General features: G+C 61.3%; 11 protein-coding genes. 4 read left to right on the plus strand and 7 right to left on the minus strand.

The window, feature by feature from the left end; genetic code table 11:
- Positions 1-9: 9 nt before the first annotated feature.
- A complete protein-coding gene (locus ACIO0C_RS15805) occupies positions 10-1,749 on the plus strand; it encodes a PTS fructose-like transporter subunit IIB (protein WP_401313587.1) in 1,740 nt (579 codons plus the stop codon).
- 98 nt (positions 1,750-1,847) lie between these two features.
- Entirely contained in the window at positions 1,848-3,389 is a 1,542-nt protein-coding gene (locus ACIO0C_RS15810; RefSeq protein ID WP_401313589.1) for an alkaline phosphatase D family protein, read from the plus strand.
- A 170-nt stretch (positions 3,390-3,559) separates the two neighbouring features.
- On the opposite strand, the gene ACIO0C_RS15815 is transcribed toward ACIO0C_RS15810, so the two are convergent.
- The gene (locus tag ACIO0C_RS15815) at positions 3,560-6,088 is read right to left on the minus strand and encodes a PepSY domain-containing protein (RefSeq protein ID WP_401313591.1); all 2,529 of its coding nucleotides are present in this window, start codon (positions 6,086-6,088) and stop codon (positions 3,560-3,562) included.
- A gap of 130 nt (positions 6,089-6,218) precedes the next feature.
- Positions 6,219-8,543 carry a TonB-dependent receptor gene (locus ACIO0C_RS15820; protein ID WP_401313593.1) on the minus strand — a complete coding sequence of 775 codons (2,325 nt, stop codon included), beginning with the start codon at positions 8,541-8,543 and terminating at the stop codon, positions 6,219-6,221.
- Between the two features lie 207 nt (positions 8,544-8,750).
- Between ACIO0C_RS15820 and ACIO0C_RS15825 the strand changes: the two genes are divergently transcribed.
- Together ACIO0C_RS15825 and ACIO0C_RS15830 are read left to right on the plus strand one after the other, a co-directional pair.
- Entirely contained in the window at positions 8,751-9,431 is a 681-nt protein-coding gene (locus ACIO0C_RS15825; protein ID WP_401313595.1) for a Fe2+-dependent dioxygenase, read from the plus strand.
- Positions 9,428-10,174 (plus strand): tetratricopeptide repeat protein, encoded by a 747-nt coding sequence (locus ACIO0C_RS15830; RefSeq protein ID WP_401313597.1) that lies wholly within the window; start codon positions 9,428-9,430, stop codon positions 10,172-10,174. The genes ACIO0C_RS15825 and ACIO0C_RS15830 overlap by 4 nt, the downstream gene beginning before the upstream one ends.
- Before the next feature lie 181 nt (positions 10,175-10,355).
- Here the strand turns inward: ACIO0C_RS15830 and ACIO0C_RS15835 are convergent, their stop codons facing one another.
- The 5 genes from ACIO0C_RS15835 to ACIO0C_RS15855 form a co-directional block, all read right to left on the minus strand.
- Entirely contained in the window at positions 10,356-11,519 is a 1,164-nt protein-coding gene (locus ACIO0C_RS15835) for a type III PLP-dependent enzyme (protein ID WP_401313599.1), read from the minus strand.
- Between the two features lie 445 nt (positions 11,520-11,964).
- A complete protein-coding gene (locus tag ACIO0C_RS15840; RefSeq protein WP_401313600.1) occupies positions 11,965-13,122 on the minus strand; it encodes a betaine/proline/choline family ABC transporter ATP-binding protein in 1,158 nt (385 codons plus the stop codon).
- A complete protein-coding gene (locus ACIO0C_RS15845; RefSeq protein WP_401313602.1) occupies positions 13,119-13,772 on the minus strand; it encodes an ABC transporter permease in 654 nt (217 codons plus the stop codon). The genes ACIO0C_RS15840 and ACIO0C_RS15845 overlap by 4 nt, the downstream gene beginning before the upstream one ends.
- A 13-nt stretch (positions 13,773-13,785) precedes the next feature.
- Complete coding sequence (locus ACIO0C_RS15850; protein ID WP_401313604.1) at positions 13,786-14,679, minus strand: glycine betaine ABC transporter substrate-binding protein; 894 nt, start codon at positions 14,677-14,679, stop codon at positions 13,786-13,788.
- Between the two features lie 20 nt (positions 14,680-14,699).
- Positions 14,700-15,416: an ABC transporter permease gene (locus ACIO0C_RS15855; protein ID WP_401313606.1), complete on the minus strand. Its 717-nt coding sequence runs from the start codon at positions 15,414-15,416 to the stop codon at positions 14,700-14,702.
- Between the last annotated feature and the right edge of the window lie 179 nt (positions 15,417-15,595).

Genomic DNA, 15,595 nt, shown 5'->3' on the forward strand with positions numbered 1-15,595 from the left:
GGGTTGGTCATGAAGTTAGCCATTGTTACTGCCTGCCCGAATGGCATGGTCACCAGTGTGCTGTGCGCCCGCTTGCTCGATGCAGCGGCCCAGCGTCAGGGCTGGAGCACCAGCGTCGAGATCAGCGATGCGGCGCACCCCGAACGGCAACTGTCGGCAGCCACGATCGAGGCCGCTGAATGGGTGTTGCTGGTGGCCAGCGCGCCTGTGGATATGTCGCGTTTCGTCGGCAAGCGCTTGTTCCAGAGCACCCCGGCCCAGGCGCTGCAGGATGTCGAAGCGGTGTTGCGCCGTGGTGCCGAAGAGGCCCGGGTGTATGTCGCACCTGAAGCTGTGGTCGAGCCGGTTGCCGTCGTTCAAAAAGCGCCACGACTGGTTGCCGTGACGGCCTGTCCGACCGGTGTCGCCCACACCTTCATGGCCGCCGAAGCCTTGCAGCAAGCGGCCAAGCGCTTGGGCTATGACTTGCAGGTGGAAACCCAGGGCTCGGTGGGCGCACGCAATCCGCTGAGCAGCGAGGCGATTGCCGACGCCGATGTGGTGCTGCTGGCGGCGGACATCGAAGTCGCCACCGAGCGCTTTGCCGGCAAGAAAATCTACCGTTGCGGCACCGGCATTGCCCTCAAGCAGGCAGAAGCGACGCTGAACAAAGCGCTGGCGCAGGGCAAGCAGGAAACCGCCTCGACCGGTGCCAAGGGGCCGGCCAAACAAGAGAAGACCGGGGTCTATAAACACCTGTTGACCGGCGTGTCGTTCATGTTGCCGATGGTGGTGGCTGGCGGTCTGATGATCGCCTTGTCGTTCGTGTTCGGCATTAGCGCTTTCAAGGAAGAGGGGACGCTGGCGGCGGCGCTGATGCAGATCGGCGGCGACACCGCATTCAAACTCATGGTGCCGCTGCTGGCAGGCTACATCGCCTATTCGATTGCCGACCGTCCAGGCCTGGCGCCGGGGATGATCGGCGGCCTGCTGGCCAGCACCCTGGGCGCCGGTTTTATCGGCGGGATCATTGCCGGTTTCCTCGCCGGTTACGCCGCCCAGGCGATCAATCGTTATGCGAAGTTGCCGCAGAGTCTCGAGGCGCTGAAACCGATCCTGATCATCCCTTTGCTGGCCAGCCTGTTCACCGGACTGGTGATGATCTACGTGGTCGGCAAGCCGGTGGCGGGCATGCTCTCCGGGCTCACGCATTTCCTCGATAGCATGGGCACCACCAACGCGATTCTGCTCGGCGTGCTGCTGGGCGGCATGATGTGCGTCGACCTTGGCGGGCCGATCAACAAGGCCGCGTATGCGTTTTCGGTCGGGCTGCTGGCGTCCCAGAGTTATGCGCCGATGGCTGCGACCATGGCCGCCGGCATGGTGCCGCCGATCGGCCTGGGCATCGCCACGTTCATCGCCCGGCGCAAGTTCGCCCAGACTGAACGCGAGGCGGGTAAAGCGGCCTTGGTGCTGGGACTGTGTTTCATCTCCGAAGGCGCGATTCCGTTTGCCGCGAAAGACCCGCTGCGGGTGATCCCGGCGAGCATTGCCGGCGGTGCACTGACCGGTGCATTGTCGATGTATTTCGGCTGCAAGTTGATGGCGCCCCATGGCGGGTTGTTCGTGTTGGCGATTCCGAATGCGATCAACCATGCGCTGCTTTATTTGCTGGCGATTGTTGCGGGGAGTTTGTTGACGGCGGTGGTGTATGCGCTGGTCAAGCGGCCGGAGGTGGTGGAGTTGGCGGTGGAGCCGGTCAGCGCCTGACACCACAAGATCCGGCGTTAGGACGTTTATCCATGGTGCTGTTGAAATTTCCTATTCTTTGGTAGGGCCAGGAGGTGAGTCGGTCCAGGGAGAGCACCATGAGCGAATTCGACCTCGGCCGCCGGCGTATCATGCAAGCGCTGGGTGCCGGTTTTTTGATGCCGGCGCTGGCACCGGCGGTGATCGCGTCGGTCAAGGATCGACCGCAACTCACCGACGGCGTGCAGTCCGGCGACCTGCTGGGCGATAAAGCGATCGTCTGGAGCCGCTGTGACCGCCCCGCACGCATGGTGGTGGAATGGGACACCCGCAGCCTGTTTACCAATCCCCGGCGATTCGTTTCGGCTCTGGCCGACGCCCGCACCGACTTTACGGCGCGGGTCGAATTGACCGGGCTACCCGCCGACCAGGCGATTTTCTACCGTGTGCACTTTGAAGACGCCCAGAGCGGCGTCGCCAGCGAGCCGTGGTTCGGCCACCTGCGTAGCGTGCCCCAGACCCGGCGTGATATTCGTTTCGTCTGGAGCGGCGACACGGCCGGTCAAGGCTTCGGGATCAACCCGGACATCGGCGGCATGCGCATTTACGAAGCCATGCGCCTGCGCCTGCCGGACTTCTTTATCCACAGCGGCGACACCATCTACGCCGACGGCCCGATACCCGCGCAACTCGCCACCGAGAGCGGCCGGGTGTGGCGCAACATCACCAGCGAGGCGAAGACCAAAGTCGCCGAAACCCTCGACGACTACCGTGGCAATTATCGCTACAACCTGATGGACGAAAACGTCCGCCGCTTCAACGCCGAAGTCCCGCAGATCTGGCAATGGGATGACCACGAAGTCGTCAACAACTGGTCACCGGGCACAGTGCTGGATGAACGCTACACCGACAAAGATATCCACAGCCTGGTGAATCGTGGGCGCCGGGCATGGCTTGAATATGCGCCGATGCGCTGGCAGACCGCCGAGGCTGGCAAACGGATTTATCGTCAACTCCATTACGGGCCATTGCTCACGGTGTTCGTGCTCGACATGCGCAGTTATCGCGGGGCCAATGACGCCAATCTTGGAGATGCCAAGGCGTTTCTCGGACGTGAACAACTGGACTGGCTGAAGGCTTCGTTGAAAGCGTCCAATGCCCAATGGAAAGTCATCGCCGCCGACATGTCGATTGGCCTTGGCGCACCGGACGGCGAGGTCAGCACTGGCGTGACGCGCTGGGAAGCGGTGGCCAACGGTGACCCCGGACCGGCCCAGGGGCGGGAGCTGGAAATTGCCGAGTTACTGGGTTTTCTGCGGGCGCAGCAGGTACGCAATTTTGTCTGGCTGACGGCGGATGTGCACTACTGCGCGGCGCACCACTATCACCCGGACCGAGCGGCGTTCCAGGACTTTGAACCGTTCTGGGAGTTTGTCGCCGGGCCACTGAATGCGGGGAGCTTCGGCCCGGACACGCTGGACAAGACCTTCGGCCCTGAAGTGGTGTTCGAGAAGGCGCCACCTGCGCAAAACCTGTCGCCGTTTGCCGGATTTCAGTTTTTTGGCGAGGTGAACATCGATGGTCAGAGTGGGGCGTTGAGTGTGGTGTTGCGGGACCTGGATGGGGTGGCGGTGTTTGAGCAGACATTGCAGCCTGTCTAACGACACCGATCCCCTGTAGGAGCTGCCGCAGGCTGCGATCTTTTGATTGATCGTTCCCACGCTCTGCGTGGGAATGCAGCCCGGGACGCTCCGCGCCCCTTCCAGAGCCGAACGCGGAGCGTCCGTTGAGGCATTCCCACGCGGAGCATGGGAACGATTAAACAGGGGGATCAGTAGACGTCGCGTCGGTAGCGGCCTTGTTCGATCAGGCGCTCCACTTCGGTAGCACCGAGCACATCGTTGAGCACTTGATCGACCCCGGACGCCATACCCTGCAAGCTGCCGCAGATGTAGATTACCGCACCGTCCGCCAGCCATTTCTTCAGCTCTTCGGCCGATTCGCGCAAGCGATCTTGCACGTAAATCTTCTCGGCTTGATCGCGCGAGAATGCCAGGTCCAGGCGCTCCAGATCGCCGGCAATCAACCACTCTTGCAGTTCATCGCGACACAGGAAGTCATGCTCACGATTACGCTCGCCGAACAACAACCACTGGCGTTGCTGGCCATCGGCAATCCGCGCCTTGAGCAAACTGCGCAGCCCGGCCAACCCGGTGCCATTACCCAGCAGGATCATCGGCACCGGTTCATTGGGCAGGTGGAAACCGCTGTTGCGCCGCACGCGCAGGCTGATGCTGGCGCCCACGGGTGCGTGTTCGGTGAGCCAGCCGGAGCCGACCCCCAGGCTGCCATCGGGGTGCAGTTCCTGGCGTACGATCAATTCCAGGATGCCGTCGGCGGCTATCGAGGCGATGGAGTATTCGCGCATGGCCAGCGGCACAAGGGCATCCACCAATGCCTGCGCATGCAGGCCGACCAAATGGCTGCGGTTCGCGGGCAGCTGCCGGGCGGCGAGGGCTTGCTCCAGCGGTTGCGACAAACCATCGTGGGTAATCGTCGCGCGACCGTCGATCCCCAGTCCTTCAAGGAAATGCTCGATGGCCCAAGGGCAATTGCGCGGCAGCACCTCCACCAGGTCACCGGCCAGCCAGCTGCTGGTGGTGGGGGCGGCGAGGCCAAGCAGGTAGACCGGGGAACCGCTGCTGTCCGGGTTGAGCAGCTCACGACGGGTCAGGGTCCAGTTGTCGTAACGCGGTGCCTGCCAGGTGTCGGTTGGCGCCTGGCCGGTCAACAGGCCCAGTTGCTGCTGCCAGTGACGCAAGGCATAGGGGTCGCCGCTGTCGACTTCCACCGGCGCGAACAGAGTCTTGCCACCGTGCTCGCCCAGCCACTTGTGCAGGCGCTGGGCGAATCCGCAGAAGTGTTGATACTGCCGGTCGCCGAGTCCCAGCACGGCGTAGTTCAGGCGATCGAGGCTCAACGCCCGGCCCAGCACCTTGCGCTCGAAACCCCGAGCGCTGTCCGGCGCTTCGCCGTCACCGAAGGTGCTGACCACAAACAGCGCGTTGTTCGAAGCATGCAGGTCCTGCTCGCTGACATCCGCCAGCGGCTGCACCTTCACCGGCAGGCCCGCCGCCTGCAACTGACCGGCGGTCTGCCAGGCCAGTTGCTCGGCAAAGCCACTCTGGCTGGCGAAACCGATGAGCCAGGCCGGGGTGTCGCTGCCGGGTTGCGCCAGGCCTTTGCGGGCGTCCTTGATCTGGCGTTTCTTGCGTCGACGATCGAGGTACAGCAGCCAGCCGGTGATGAAGAACAGCGGCATGCTCAGGGCCGTGAGCGTCAGGATGATGCGACCGACGATGCCGAAGTAGCTGCCCACGTGCAGCGCATAGATGCTGGTCAGCAACTGCGCCTTGAGGCTCTTGTCGCTGTAGCGGTCATGCCGCTTGATCACACCGGTCACCGGGTCGAGGGTGATCTGGTTCAGCGCGCGGTCGTGGGGCGAGTTTTTCAACAGGTAAAAAACGGTTGCCGGTTGCCCGGCCACGGGCGGCATGCGGGTGTTGTAGAAACTCAGGTCGGGACCGGCAGCGCTGTAGATGCTGCTCCACATCGCCGAGTAATCGGCCACTGGAGCGGGGCCACTTGGCGCTGGGCCACGTCCGCCACGTACACGTTCGTTCTGCGGCGAATCGGAGAGCAGGCGAGTCAGGCCCTTGTTGTACCACTCGTAGGACCAGGACAAGCCGGTCAGCGCCGCCAGGAGGTAAAACACCAGGCACCAGGTGCCGGCAATCGAGTGCAGGTCCCAATTGAAGCTGCGACCTTTTTTCTTCCAGTCGAGGGTCAGCCAGGCGCGCCAGCTTTTCCACTGGCGAGGCCAGCGCAGGTACAGGCCGGACAAACAGAAGAACACCAGGATCAGGGTGCAGGCCCCCGTGATCTGCCGGCCGGTATCGCCCATGGCGAGGAAGCGGTGCAGTTGCAGCATCAGGCCGAAGAAGCCTTGGCCGGTGGCGTCGCCCAGGAGTTCGCCGGTGTACGGGTCGACGTAGCGCATGGGGCCGCGGCGCTCGCCTGCTGGCGGGGTGAAGAACACTTTTGCGGCAACGTCGCTGTCGATACCGACGGAGAGCATCGCGACTTTCATGTGCGTTGCCGCTTCGATCTTCTCCACCAGGTCGGCGGGTGGCAGCACGCCGGCGACCTGTTTCTGGACCTGCAACACGGAAGGGTTCAGCGCGTACAGGATTTCATCCTGAAACGAGACCGTTGCACCGGTGATGCCCATCAGGGCCAGGACGAGTCCTGCGCTGATGCCAAAAAACCAGTGCAACTGGAACAGGGTTTTCTTCAACACGTCGCTCGCCTTGTTCGTTCAAAAATAGTCATCACGGCGCGCATTATGCCGTGGGTTATCGAGGAACATTCCCTTTACACACAAAAGCCCCGTTCACCTGGATGAACGGGGCCTGGGTTTCACATTTCCATCAGAAGTGGAAGTTGGTGCTCAGCAAGGCAGTCCGGCCCGCCGCCTGGTTGGCGAAGTGGGTGGAGAACGCCTTGTCGTAGTAGGTGACGTCGGTCAGGTTCTGCACGTTCAGCTGCAGGTCGATGTTCTTGGTCAGCTTGTAGGCGGCCATGGCGTCGTAGCGCACATAGTCATTGACCATGGTGGTGTTGGCCACGCTGCCGAATACGTCGTCGACATAGAACGCACCGCCACCGATGGTCAGCTTCGGCGTGACCTGGTAGGTCGTCCACAGGCTGGCGCTGTTTTTCGGGGTGTTAGGCAGTTCGTTGCCGTCGTTGGCCTTGTTGGCCGGTAGCGGACCACCGTCGACCTGCTCGCTGTCCATGTAGGCGTAGCCGGCGAAGACTTGCCACTTGTCGGTGATCTTGCCGGTGGCCGACAGCTCGATGCCCTGAACACGGGTCTTGCCGGCGTTTTCGTACGAGGATGTATCGACCTGGATGCGGGCGTTTTCCTTCTCGGTACGGAAGATATCGGCAGTCAGCGACAAGCGATCGTTGAGCAGGTCCCACTTGGTACCGATTTCGTAGTTCTTGGTGGTTTCCGGTTCCATGTCGCTGCTCAGCAGGTTGCCGTTGCGATCCGGAGTGCCGCCCAGCGGGTTGCCTTCCTGCCCTTCACCAAGGGTGTTGCCCGGTGGTGTGGCGGAAGTCGCGTAGGACGCATAGATGCTGCCGTTTTCCGCCGGCTTGTAGACCACGCCGAACTGGCCGGTGACGAACTCGCTGACATCATCGCCCTTGGAGGTGGTGGTGCCGGCGGCGTTGTAGGTCTTGTAGTCAGTGTCGAAATGGTCGTAGCGCAGGCCCATGTTCACCAGCCACTGCTCGGACAACTCCAGGGTGTCGAACACATACAGTGCGTAGGTGTTGGCCTTGGTGTCGGTGCCAGCGTAGTTGCGGCTGATCGAACCGTTCCATGGATCGTTCGGGTTCGGGTTCGACAGCGAGGTGCAGTTGTAGCCACTTGGCGCGCCGATGATTGCCGGGTTGCAGGTGGTGGTGACTGGGGTGGTACCCGGCGTAGTGTCGGTGTTGACGGTGTACGAGGACTTCTTGCTTTCCTCGCGGCTCAACTCGATACCGGTCGAGAAGCTGTTCTTGAAGCCGGCGATGTAGACATCACCAAACAGGTCGGTCTGGTTGGTCGTCGTATCGGTGTTGCTGACGCGGGTGTTGGCCCGACGCCACACGGTACCGTTGTTGACGTTGCCCTTGCTGTCGTCCGGCTGGGTCAGGATGTAGTCCTGCATGCTGCTGCCGTGGCGCAAGGTGTTCTTGACGGTCAGTGCGTCGTTCAGGTCGTGCTCGATGGCGATGGTCGCGGTGTCGGTACGGCCCTTGCGGAAATCACGATCGGTCAGGCCGTAGAAGTTGCTGCTGTCGCCGCCGGCGTAGGGCTTGTCCGGGTTGGATTTGGTACGGGCAGCCGAGCCACCGGCCGGGATGGTGTAGGGAATACCCGAATCCGGCGTGTCGTTGCTTTCCAGGTGGTAGTAGTCAAGGTTGACGCGGGTGTCGGTGCCCAAGCCGAAGGCCAGCGATGGCGCGACGCCCCAGCGGTCGTAGTCGACGCTTTCGCGGCCGGCGACATTGCTTTCGTGGCTCATCAGGTTCAGACGACCGGCAACGGTGTCGGAGAACTGGTAGTTGCCGTCCATGGTGTAGCGCTGGGTCTGGTCCGAACCCCAGGTAAAGCCACCGTCGAAGGAATCGCCCAGGTGTGCTTTCTTGCTCACCAGGTTGATGCTGCCGCCGGCAGCGCCGCGACCGCCAATGGCCGAATTGGGGCCCTTGCTGACTTCGATCGATTCTACGGCGAAGATCTCGCGGCTCTGCGAACCGGTATCGCGCACGCCGTCCAGGTAGGTATCGCCCTGGGCATCGAAACCGCGGATGAACGGACGGTCGCCCTGGGGGTTGCCGCCTTCACCGGCACCGAAGGTGATGCCCGGCACGGTACGCAGCGCGTCCTGCATGTTCAGGGCGCCGGTGTCCTTGAGGACCTGTTGCGGGATGACGGTGATCGAGCGCGGCGTATCCACCAGTGGCGCGGTGTACTTGGGCGAGGAGGCTTTTTCGACGTTGTAGGAGGTCGCGTCCTGGGTTTCGCCGGTGATCGCGGTAGCGCCCAGGGAAATCGTGTTGCTCGGCGCTTTCTCGTCGGCTTTTTCAGCGGCGAAAACCATGTGGCCCGCAGAGCCGGCAGTGATGGCCACGCCAATTGCAGAAGCGAGCAGACGCGGTGAACTGACCGGTAATTGTGGGTGTTGACGTGACATTTTTATTCCCCTCCCCAAGGATTTGAGGCGGCGGAATATAGGGTAAACACGTATTTGTATCAATTGCGAAAAATTACTATTCGCACTGAATTTACATTCTTTACAATTTAACCTTACGGTTTTTACTGTTTCGTTCGTCTAGCGGGTTTTACACGGGCAATAAGAATCAATACCATTGGCATCCCTTTGCTTTCTGGTGCTTGCCCCATGCTGCTGCACATTCCCGGCTTGTTCGAAAAAGAAGAAGTGCAGCGCATTCGCGAGGCTCTGCAACAGGCCGATTGGGCCGATGGCAAGATCACCGCCGGCTATCAGTCGGCCAAGGTTAAGCACAATCTGCAGTTGCCGGAAGGTCATCCGCTGGCCAAGGAGATCGGTGCGGCCATGCTGGAGCGACTGTGGAAAAACCCGCAGTTCATGTCGGCGGCGTTACCGCACAAGGTGTTTCCTCCGTTGCTGAACTGTTACACGGCCGGCGGCAGTTTCGACTTTCACATCGACAACGCCGTGCGTCAGCCCAAGGGCAGCATCGAACGGGTGCGCACCGACCTCTCGGCCACGCTGTTCTTCAGCGAGCCCGAGGACTACGACGGCGGCGAGCTGGAAATCCAGGACACTTTCGGTACGCAACGGGTGAAATTACCGGCTGGCGACATGGTGCTGTACCCCGGTACCAGCCTGCACAAGGTCAACGCCGTCACCCGCGGTACGCGCTACGCCTCGTTTTTCTGGACCCAGAGCCTGGTGCGCGAAGACAGCCAGCGTGCGCTGTTGTTCGAAATGGACGGGGCGATCCGGCAGTTGACCCAGGACGTGCCCGATCACCCATCGCTGATTCGCCTGACCGGTACCTATCACAACCTGTTGCGCCGCTGGGTCGAGGTATGAGTTTTCAATTGCGCCGCGAGGAAGTGCTCGACGGTGAACGCCTCAAGGCCATGCTCGATGAAAGCCCGGCGCGTGCGGCACAGGCGATTCTGATGGCGGCCCGTGAAGGGGTTGTCGATGCCCAGGCGTTGCTCGGGCAGATCCTGCTGGACGGGCGAGGGATCGCCCAGGATCAACCGTTGGCGCTGCGCTGGTTCGACATCGCCGCCCGACAAGGGCATCTGATGGCGCGCAACATGTTGGGGCGGTGTCATGAGCATGGTTGGGGGTGTGTGGCCGATGCAGCGGCGGCTGCTCGGCATTATCGAATCGCCGTGCAAGCGGGGCTGGATTGGGCGATGTACAACTACGCCAATCTGCTGGCAACCGGGCGTGGGGTGACCGAGGATCAATCGTCGGCGTTGAACCTGTATCGCCGCGCTGCCGAGCTTGGCCACGCGAAATCGATGAACCTGCTGGGGCGCTATCTGGAAGAGGGGCGTGTTTGCCCGGCAGATCCCCAAGCGGCTCGGGACTGGTATCGGCGCTCGGCAGAGGGAGGGGATTTTCGTGGGCAGTTCAGTTTTGCGGCGGTATTGGCCGCAGAGGGGAGTATCGATACTGCATTGGGCTGGCTACGCAAGGCATTGGCCAATGGCAATCTGAACTTTCTTCGGGCGGCGAGCCAGGCGCTCATGGGCGCAACCGAGCCCCGGATTCGCGCAATGGCCGACGACTACGCCAAACGTTGCGCCGAACTGTAGGCACACCTGAAGACAGATCGTTCCCACGCTCTGCGTGGGAATGCCTCTTCGGACGCTCCGCGTTCGGCTTCTGATGGGACGCGGAGCGTCCCGGGCTGCATTCCCACGCAGAGCGTGGGAACGATTAGGCACAAAAAAGCCCATGACTCGTCATGGGCTTTTTGATTACCGCGTACAGCGTTTACACGTAGAAAGATTTCAACGGCGGGAAGCCATTGAACTCGACCGCGCTGTAGCTGGTGGTGTACGCACCAGTCGACAGCCAGTACAGGCGATCACCGATGGCCAGGTTCAGTGGCAGGCCGTACTTGTAGTTTTCGTACATGATGTCGGCGCTGTCGCAGGTTGGGCCGGCGATCACGACTTCTTCCATCTCGCCTTTCTTTTCGGTCCAGATCGGGAACTTGATGGCTTCGTCCATGGTTTCGATCAGGCCGGAGAACTTGCCCACGTCCGTATACACCCAACGCTCGACGGCGGTACGGGATTTACGGGCGACCAACACGACTTCACTGACCAGGATGCCGGCGTTGGCGATCAGCGAACGGCCCGGCTCCAGGATGATTTCCGGCAGGTCGTCACCGAAGTCTTCCTTGAGGAAACGGATGATTTCTTCAGCGTAGGTTTCCAGGCTGTTGGTGCGGGTGATGTAGTTGGCCGGGAAGCCACCGCCCATGTTGATCAGCTTCAACACGATGCCGTCTTCTTCCTTCAGGCGTTCGAAGATCACCTTGACCTTGGCGATCGCGGCGTCCCAGACGCTGATGTCGCGCTGCTGCGAGCCTACGTGGAAGGAGATGCCGTATGGCACCAGGCCCAGGTCACGGGCGAGGATCAGCAAGTCCATGGCCATGTCGGTCTGGCAGCCGAACTTGCGCGACAGAGGCCAGTCGGCGGTGGTTGAACCTTCGGTCAGGATGCGCACGTAGACTTTCGCGCCCGGTGCGGCCTTGGCAATGTTGCGCAGGTCGGCTTCGGAGTCAGTGGCATACAGGCGCACGCCCTTCTCGTAGAAGTAGCGGATGTCCTTGGATTTCTTGATGGTGTTGCCGTAGCTGATCTGATCGGCGCTGACGCCGCGGCTCAGCACTTTGTCCAGCTCGTAGATCGAGGCGATGTCGAAGCTCGAGCCTTTCTCTTTGAGCAGGTCGATGATTTCCACGGCCGGGTTGGCCTTGACGGCGTAGTAGACCTTGGCGAATTCGAAACCGGCGCGCAGGTCATCATAGGCCTGGCTGATCATCGCGGTGTCGATCACCACGAACGGGGTTTCTTGCTTGTCGGCGAACGCCTTCATTTTCTGAAAGGTATCGCGCGCGAAATAGTCTTCGACCTGGATCGACATGCTGGGAACTCCTACTGGCAAACTGAAATTATCAATGGGTGCAAATGAACGTCCTCCGTATCCCCACTTTGGTTCGCCTACTTCCCAAGGCATGTCGCCGAAAGCAAAAAGGCCATGGGAAGCGCTGCTTTCCCTTGGCCTTGCTGTCTCGTCGTCAGTACTTGAGCCGGATGGATCGTTTCCAGCATGGACGTTCGGCGCGAACTTTAGGGCGTGAGGGGCTTGAGATCAACAAAAAATGTCGCGTTTTTGCACGCATCCGTCGTGCGGTCCCTTACAACTACTGATGTAACCGACCTGTGTGACGGTGTGATGTTCCCCTGAATGATCGTTCCCACGCTCCGCCGGGAATGCATCAAGAGACGCTCCGCGTCTCAAAGGGCGGACGCAGAGGGTCCTGGGAGGCATTCCCACGCGGAGCGTGGGAACGATCAGTGAGGAGGGATCAGGCCAGCGCAGATTCTGCTGGCGAAACGATGCTGGTCCTGCCCCCACGGGACTTGCCGGAACTCAGATACTCGGCAATCGACTCCTGCGTCACTTCCCCAAGGAACACCCGCTCGGCATCCATCACCGGCAGCCACGAGCGATTGAACTCGTACATCCGCGACAACAGGATGCGCAAATGCTCGTCATACGCCGCCGTGGCGTTGAACTCGCGCAAGTATTGCCCGCAAGTGCCGGCCTGACGGTGCAGGTCGCGACGGCGCACATAACCCAGGGCCTTGTTCTCGGCGCAGGTGACCACCACGTATCGCCGGTCATGCTCATCCATCAATTCCAGCGCTTCGACCACCGGCGTTTGCGGGCTGACCGATGGCGCGTTGTCCGCGGCGTCTTCGGCCTTGACCAGCAGCAGGCGCTTGAGGGTGCTGTCCTGGCCGACGAAGTTGCTGACGAAGTCGTCCGCCGGGTGGGCCAGCAGGGTATCCGGGTGGTCGATCTGCAGCAGTTTGCCGGCGCGGAAAATCGCGATCTTGTCGCCGAGCTTGATGGCTTCGTCGATGTCATGGCTGACCATGATCACGGTCTTGTTCAGCGCCCGCTGCATCTCGAAGAACTCGTTCTGGATCATCTCGCGGTTGATCGGGTCGACCGCGCCGAACGGTTCGTCCATCAGCAACAGCGGTGCATCGGCGGCCAGCGCGCGAATCACGCCGATACGCTGTTGCTGGCCGCCGGACAGTTCCCGAGGGTAGCGATGCAGGTATTGCTTGGGTTCGAGCTTGATCATGCTCATCAACTCGCGGGCGCGATCGTGGCATTTCTGTTTGTCCCAGCCCAGCAGCTTGGGTACCACCACGATGTTCTCTTCAATGGTCATGTTGGGGAACAGGCCGATCTGCTGGATCACATAACCGATGTTACGGCGCAGGGTCACTGCGTCGAGACCGGTGGTGTCCTCGCCATTGATCAGGATCTTGCCCGAGGTCGGTTTGATCAGGCGATTGATCATCTTCAGCGTGGTGCTTTTGCCGCAGCCCGAAGGCCCGAGGAACACGCAAATCTCGCCTTCATTGACGGTCAGGCTTACCGAGTCCACGGCTTTCACATCTTTGCCGTTGCTTTGGAAGGTCTTGCTGAGGTTTTGAAGTTCGATCATTTGAGCAGTCCTTTTGGAGTCAGCGAGCGTTGCAGCCATTGCAGAAGCAGGTCGGCGAAGATGGCCAGCAGGCTGACCAGCAGGGCGCCGACGATCAGCATCGACATGTCGCTGCGGCTGATGGAAGCGAGGATGAGTACACCGAGGCCACCGGCGCCAATGGTGGCGGCAATCGTCATGACACCGATGTTCATGACCACGGCGGTGCGCACGCCGGCGAGGATCACCGGCACGGCGATGGGCAATTCGACCATGTGCAGGCGCTGGCCGAAGGTCATGCCGATACCGCGAGCGGCTTCGCGGATGCCAGGCTCGACATTGGTCAGGGCCAGGTAGGTGTTACGCATGATCGGCAACAGCGAGTAGAGAAAAACCGCGGTGATCGCCGGCATCGGCCCCAGGCCCTGGCCGAATTTCGAGTAGAACGGCAGCAGCAGGCCAAACAGCGCAATCGACGGCACGGTCAGCAGCACCGTGGCGCTGGCTTGCAGGGGGCCGGCGAGACTGGGGAAGCGCGTCATCAGCACCCCCAGCGGCACGCCAACCACAATCGCCAGGGTCACGGCGATGCCGACCAGGGTGATGTGTTGCCCGGTCAGCTGGAGCACCTGCTGCCAGTCGAGATGGGAAAAGGCGTTGAAGAGTTCCATGAGTCTTCCTTCTTCAGTTCAATGGGTGTTGGCGCAGGAAATCCGCGGCAACGGCTGAAGGACTCTGGTGATCGACATCCACCCGCGCGTTGAGCTCGCGCATGGTGTTGTCGTCGAACAGTTCAGCCAGTGGCTTGAGCTGTTCGGCCAGTTGCGGATGCGCATCGAGGTAGGCCTGGCGAACCACGGGCGCTGCGGTGTAGTCGGGGAAGTAATGCCTGTCGTCTTCCAGCAATTTGAGCTTGAAGGCGTTCAAGCGACCGTCGGTGGTGTAGACCAGGCCGGCAAACACCTGGCCGTTGCGCAGGGCGGTGTAGACCAGGCCTGCGTCCATCTGCCGGATGTTCTTGCGGGTCAGGTTCATGTCGTACAGCTGCACCATGCCGTCGAGCCCGTCCGAGCGATTGGCGAACTCGGTGTCGAGCGCTACCAGATTGTTGGTCCCGGCTTCCTGGCGCAGCACTTCGTTCAGCTCGCTGATGGTGTTGATCTGCGGGTACTGGTCGGCGACGTTTTTGGGCAAGGCCAAGGCATAGGTGTTGCTGAATTTCGACGGAGTCAGCCAGACCAGGCCTTTTTTCCCGTCGAGTTCTTTCACTCGGGCGTAGGACTGTTGGCTGTCGAGTTTTTCGCTGACATGGTTGTAGGCCACCAGCGACACGCCGGTGTATTCCCAGAGCATGTCCAATTGCCCGCTTTCGTGGGCGCTGCGGGCCAGATTGCTGCCCAGACCGCCGGTTACTTGTACGTCATAACCCTTGGTGCGCAGGTACTGGGAAGTGATTTCCGCCAGCAGCGTCTGTTCGGTGAACACCCGGGCGCCGATGCGGATCAGCGGTTTATCCGCGGCTTGGGCAAATCCTGCGAACAGCAGGACGCAGCCTAGTAAAAAGCTTGATGTCTTCATGATAATTCCTTTGCCGAGGCTTAAGACGGGCGCAAACCGCGTTCTAGCCAGAGACGGCTGGCGAGTGTCACCAGAGCGTCGAGCAACAAGGCCAGCAGGGCGGTGCAGGCCGCGCCCAGCAGCAGTTGCGGCTGGTTGTTCAGGGCGATGCCAGGGAAAATCAGGCTGCCCAGGCTGTTGGCGCCGATCAGGAACGCCAGGGGTGCCGTGCCGACGTTGATCGCCAATGCCACGCGCACACCGCCGACGATGATCGGCATGGCGTTTGGCAGTTCGACCCGCCACAGCACTTGAGACGGGGTCATGCCGATGCCGACGGCCGCTTCCTTGAGCGAACCCTGGACGTTTTTCAGGCCTTCGTAGGTGTTGCGCACGATCGGCAACAATGAAGCGAGGAAGAGGGCGAAGATCGCGGGGCCGCTGCCGATGCCGAGGACGCCCAGGGCAATGGCCAGTACGGCGAGAGGTGGCACGGTGTTGCCGATGTTGAAGAGCTGCATGAAGCGCTCAGCGCGGCCCACCATGGTCGGGCGGCTGAGGAAGATGCCGGCGGGGATGCCCACAACGAGGGCGGCCAGCATGGAAGCGAGGACGAGAATCAGATGAGCTTGCAGGTAAAACAACAAATCGTCGCGGTAGTGTTCGATCGTGTTGATGCCGATCCAGTGGACCAGCAGGGCCAGAAGGGCGATTACCAGCGCGCCTCCTGTCAGCCCTTTGCCATAGCGAATAGCCACAGGCGGACTCCTTTTTTTTCCGTCGGCGAACGCAATTCCGTGTGGCATGCCATGCCTGGCTGCCGGAAAACGTTCGCGAGAAGCAGCTCGTCAGATGCTGGTAAAACAGCATGCAAACGAACCATGAGCACAGCCTCGTCAGGCTGAATGGCGGGTGTTTCAGGCCCCCGACGAGTGGT

Source organism: Pseudomonas sp. NPDC087336, from assembly GCF_044744285.1.
In the GTDB taxonomy this organism is placed as follows: Bacteria; Pseudomonadota; Gammaproteobacteria; order Pseudomonadales; family Pseudomonadaceae; genus Aquipseudomonas.

Excerpts from the sequence above, each read along its gene's own strand:
- ACIO0C_RS15805 (WP_401313587.1), top strand. The coding sequence starts at position 10 with ATGAAGTTAGCCATTGTTACTGCCTGCCCGAATGGCATGGTCACCAGT.
- ACIO0C_RS15845 (WP_401313602.1), bottom strand. The coding sequence starts at position 13,772 with ATGGAACTCTTCAACGCCTTTTCCCATCTCGACTGGCAGCAGGTGCTC.
- ACIO0C_RS15810 (WP_401313589.1), top strand. The coding sequence starts at position 1,848 with ATGAGCGAATTCGACCTCGGCCGCCGGCGTATCATGCAAGCGCTGGGT.
- ACIO0C_RS15820 (WP_401313593.1), bottom strand. The coding sequence starts at position 8,543 with ATGTCACGTCAACACCCACAATTACCGGTCAGTTCACCGCGTCTGCTC.
- ACIO0C_RS15835 (WP_401313599.1), bottom strand. The coding sequence starts at position 11,519 with ATGTCGATCCAGGTCGAAGACTATTTCGCGCGCGATACCTTTCAGAAA.
- ACIO0C_RS15825 (WP_401313595.1), top strand. The coding sequence starts at position 8,751 with ATGCTGCTGCACATTCCCGGCTTGTTCGAAAAAGAAGAAGTGCAGCGC.
- ACIO0C_RS15850 (WP_401313604.1), bottom strand. The coding sequence starts at position 14,679 with ATGAAGACATCAAGCTTTTTACTAGGCTGCGTCCTGCTGTTCGCAGGA.
- ACIO0C_RS15840 (WP_401313600.1), bottom strand. The coding sequence starts at position 13,122 with ATGATCGAACTTCAAAACCTCAGCAAGACCTTCCAAAGCAACGGCAAA.
- ACIO0C_RS15830 (WP_401313597.1), top strand. The coding sequence starts at position 9,428 with ATGAGTTTTCAATTGCGCCGCGAGGAAGTGCTCGACGGTGAACGCCTC.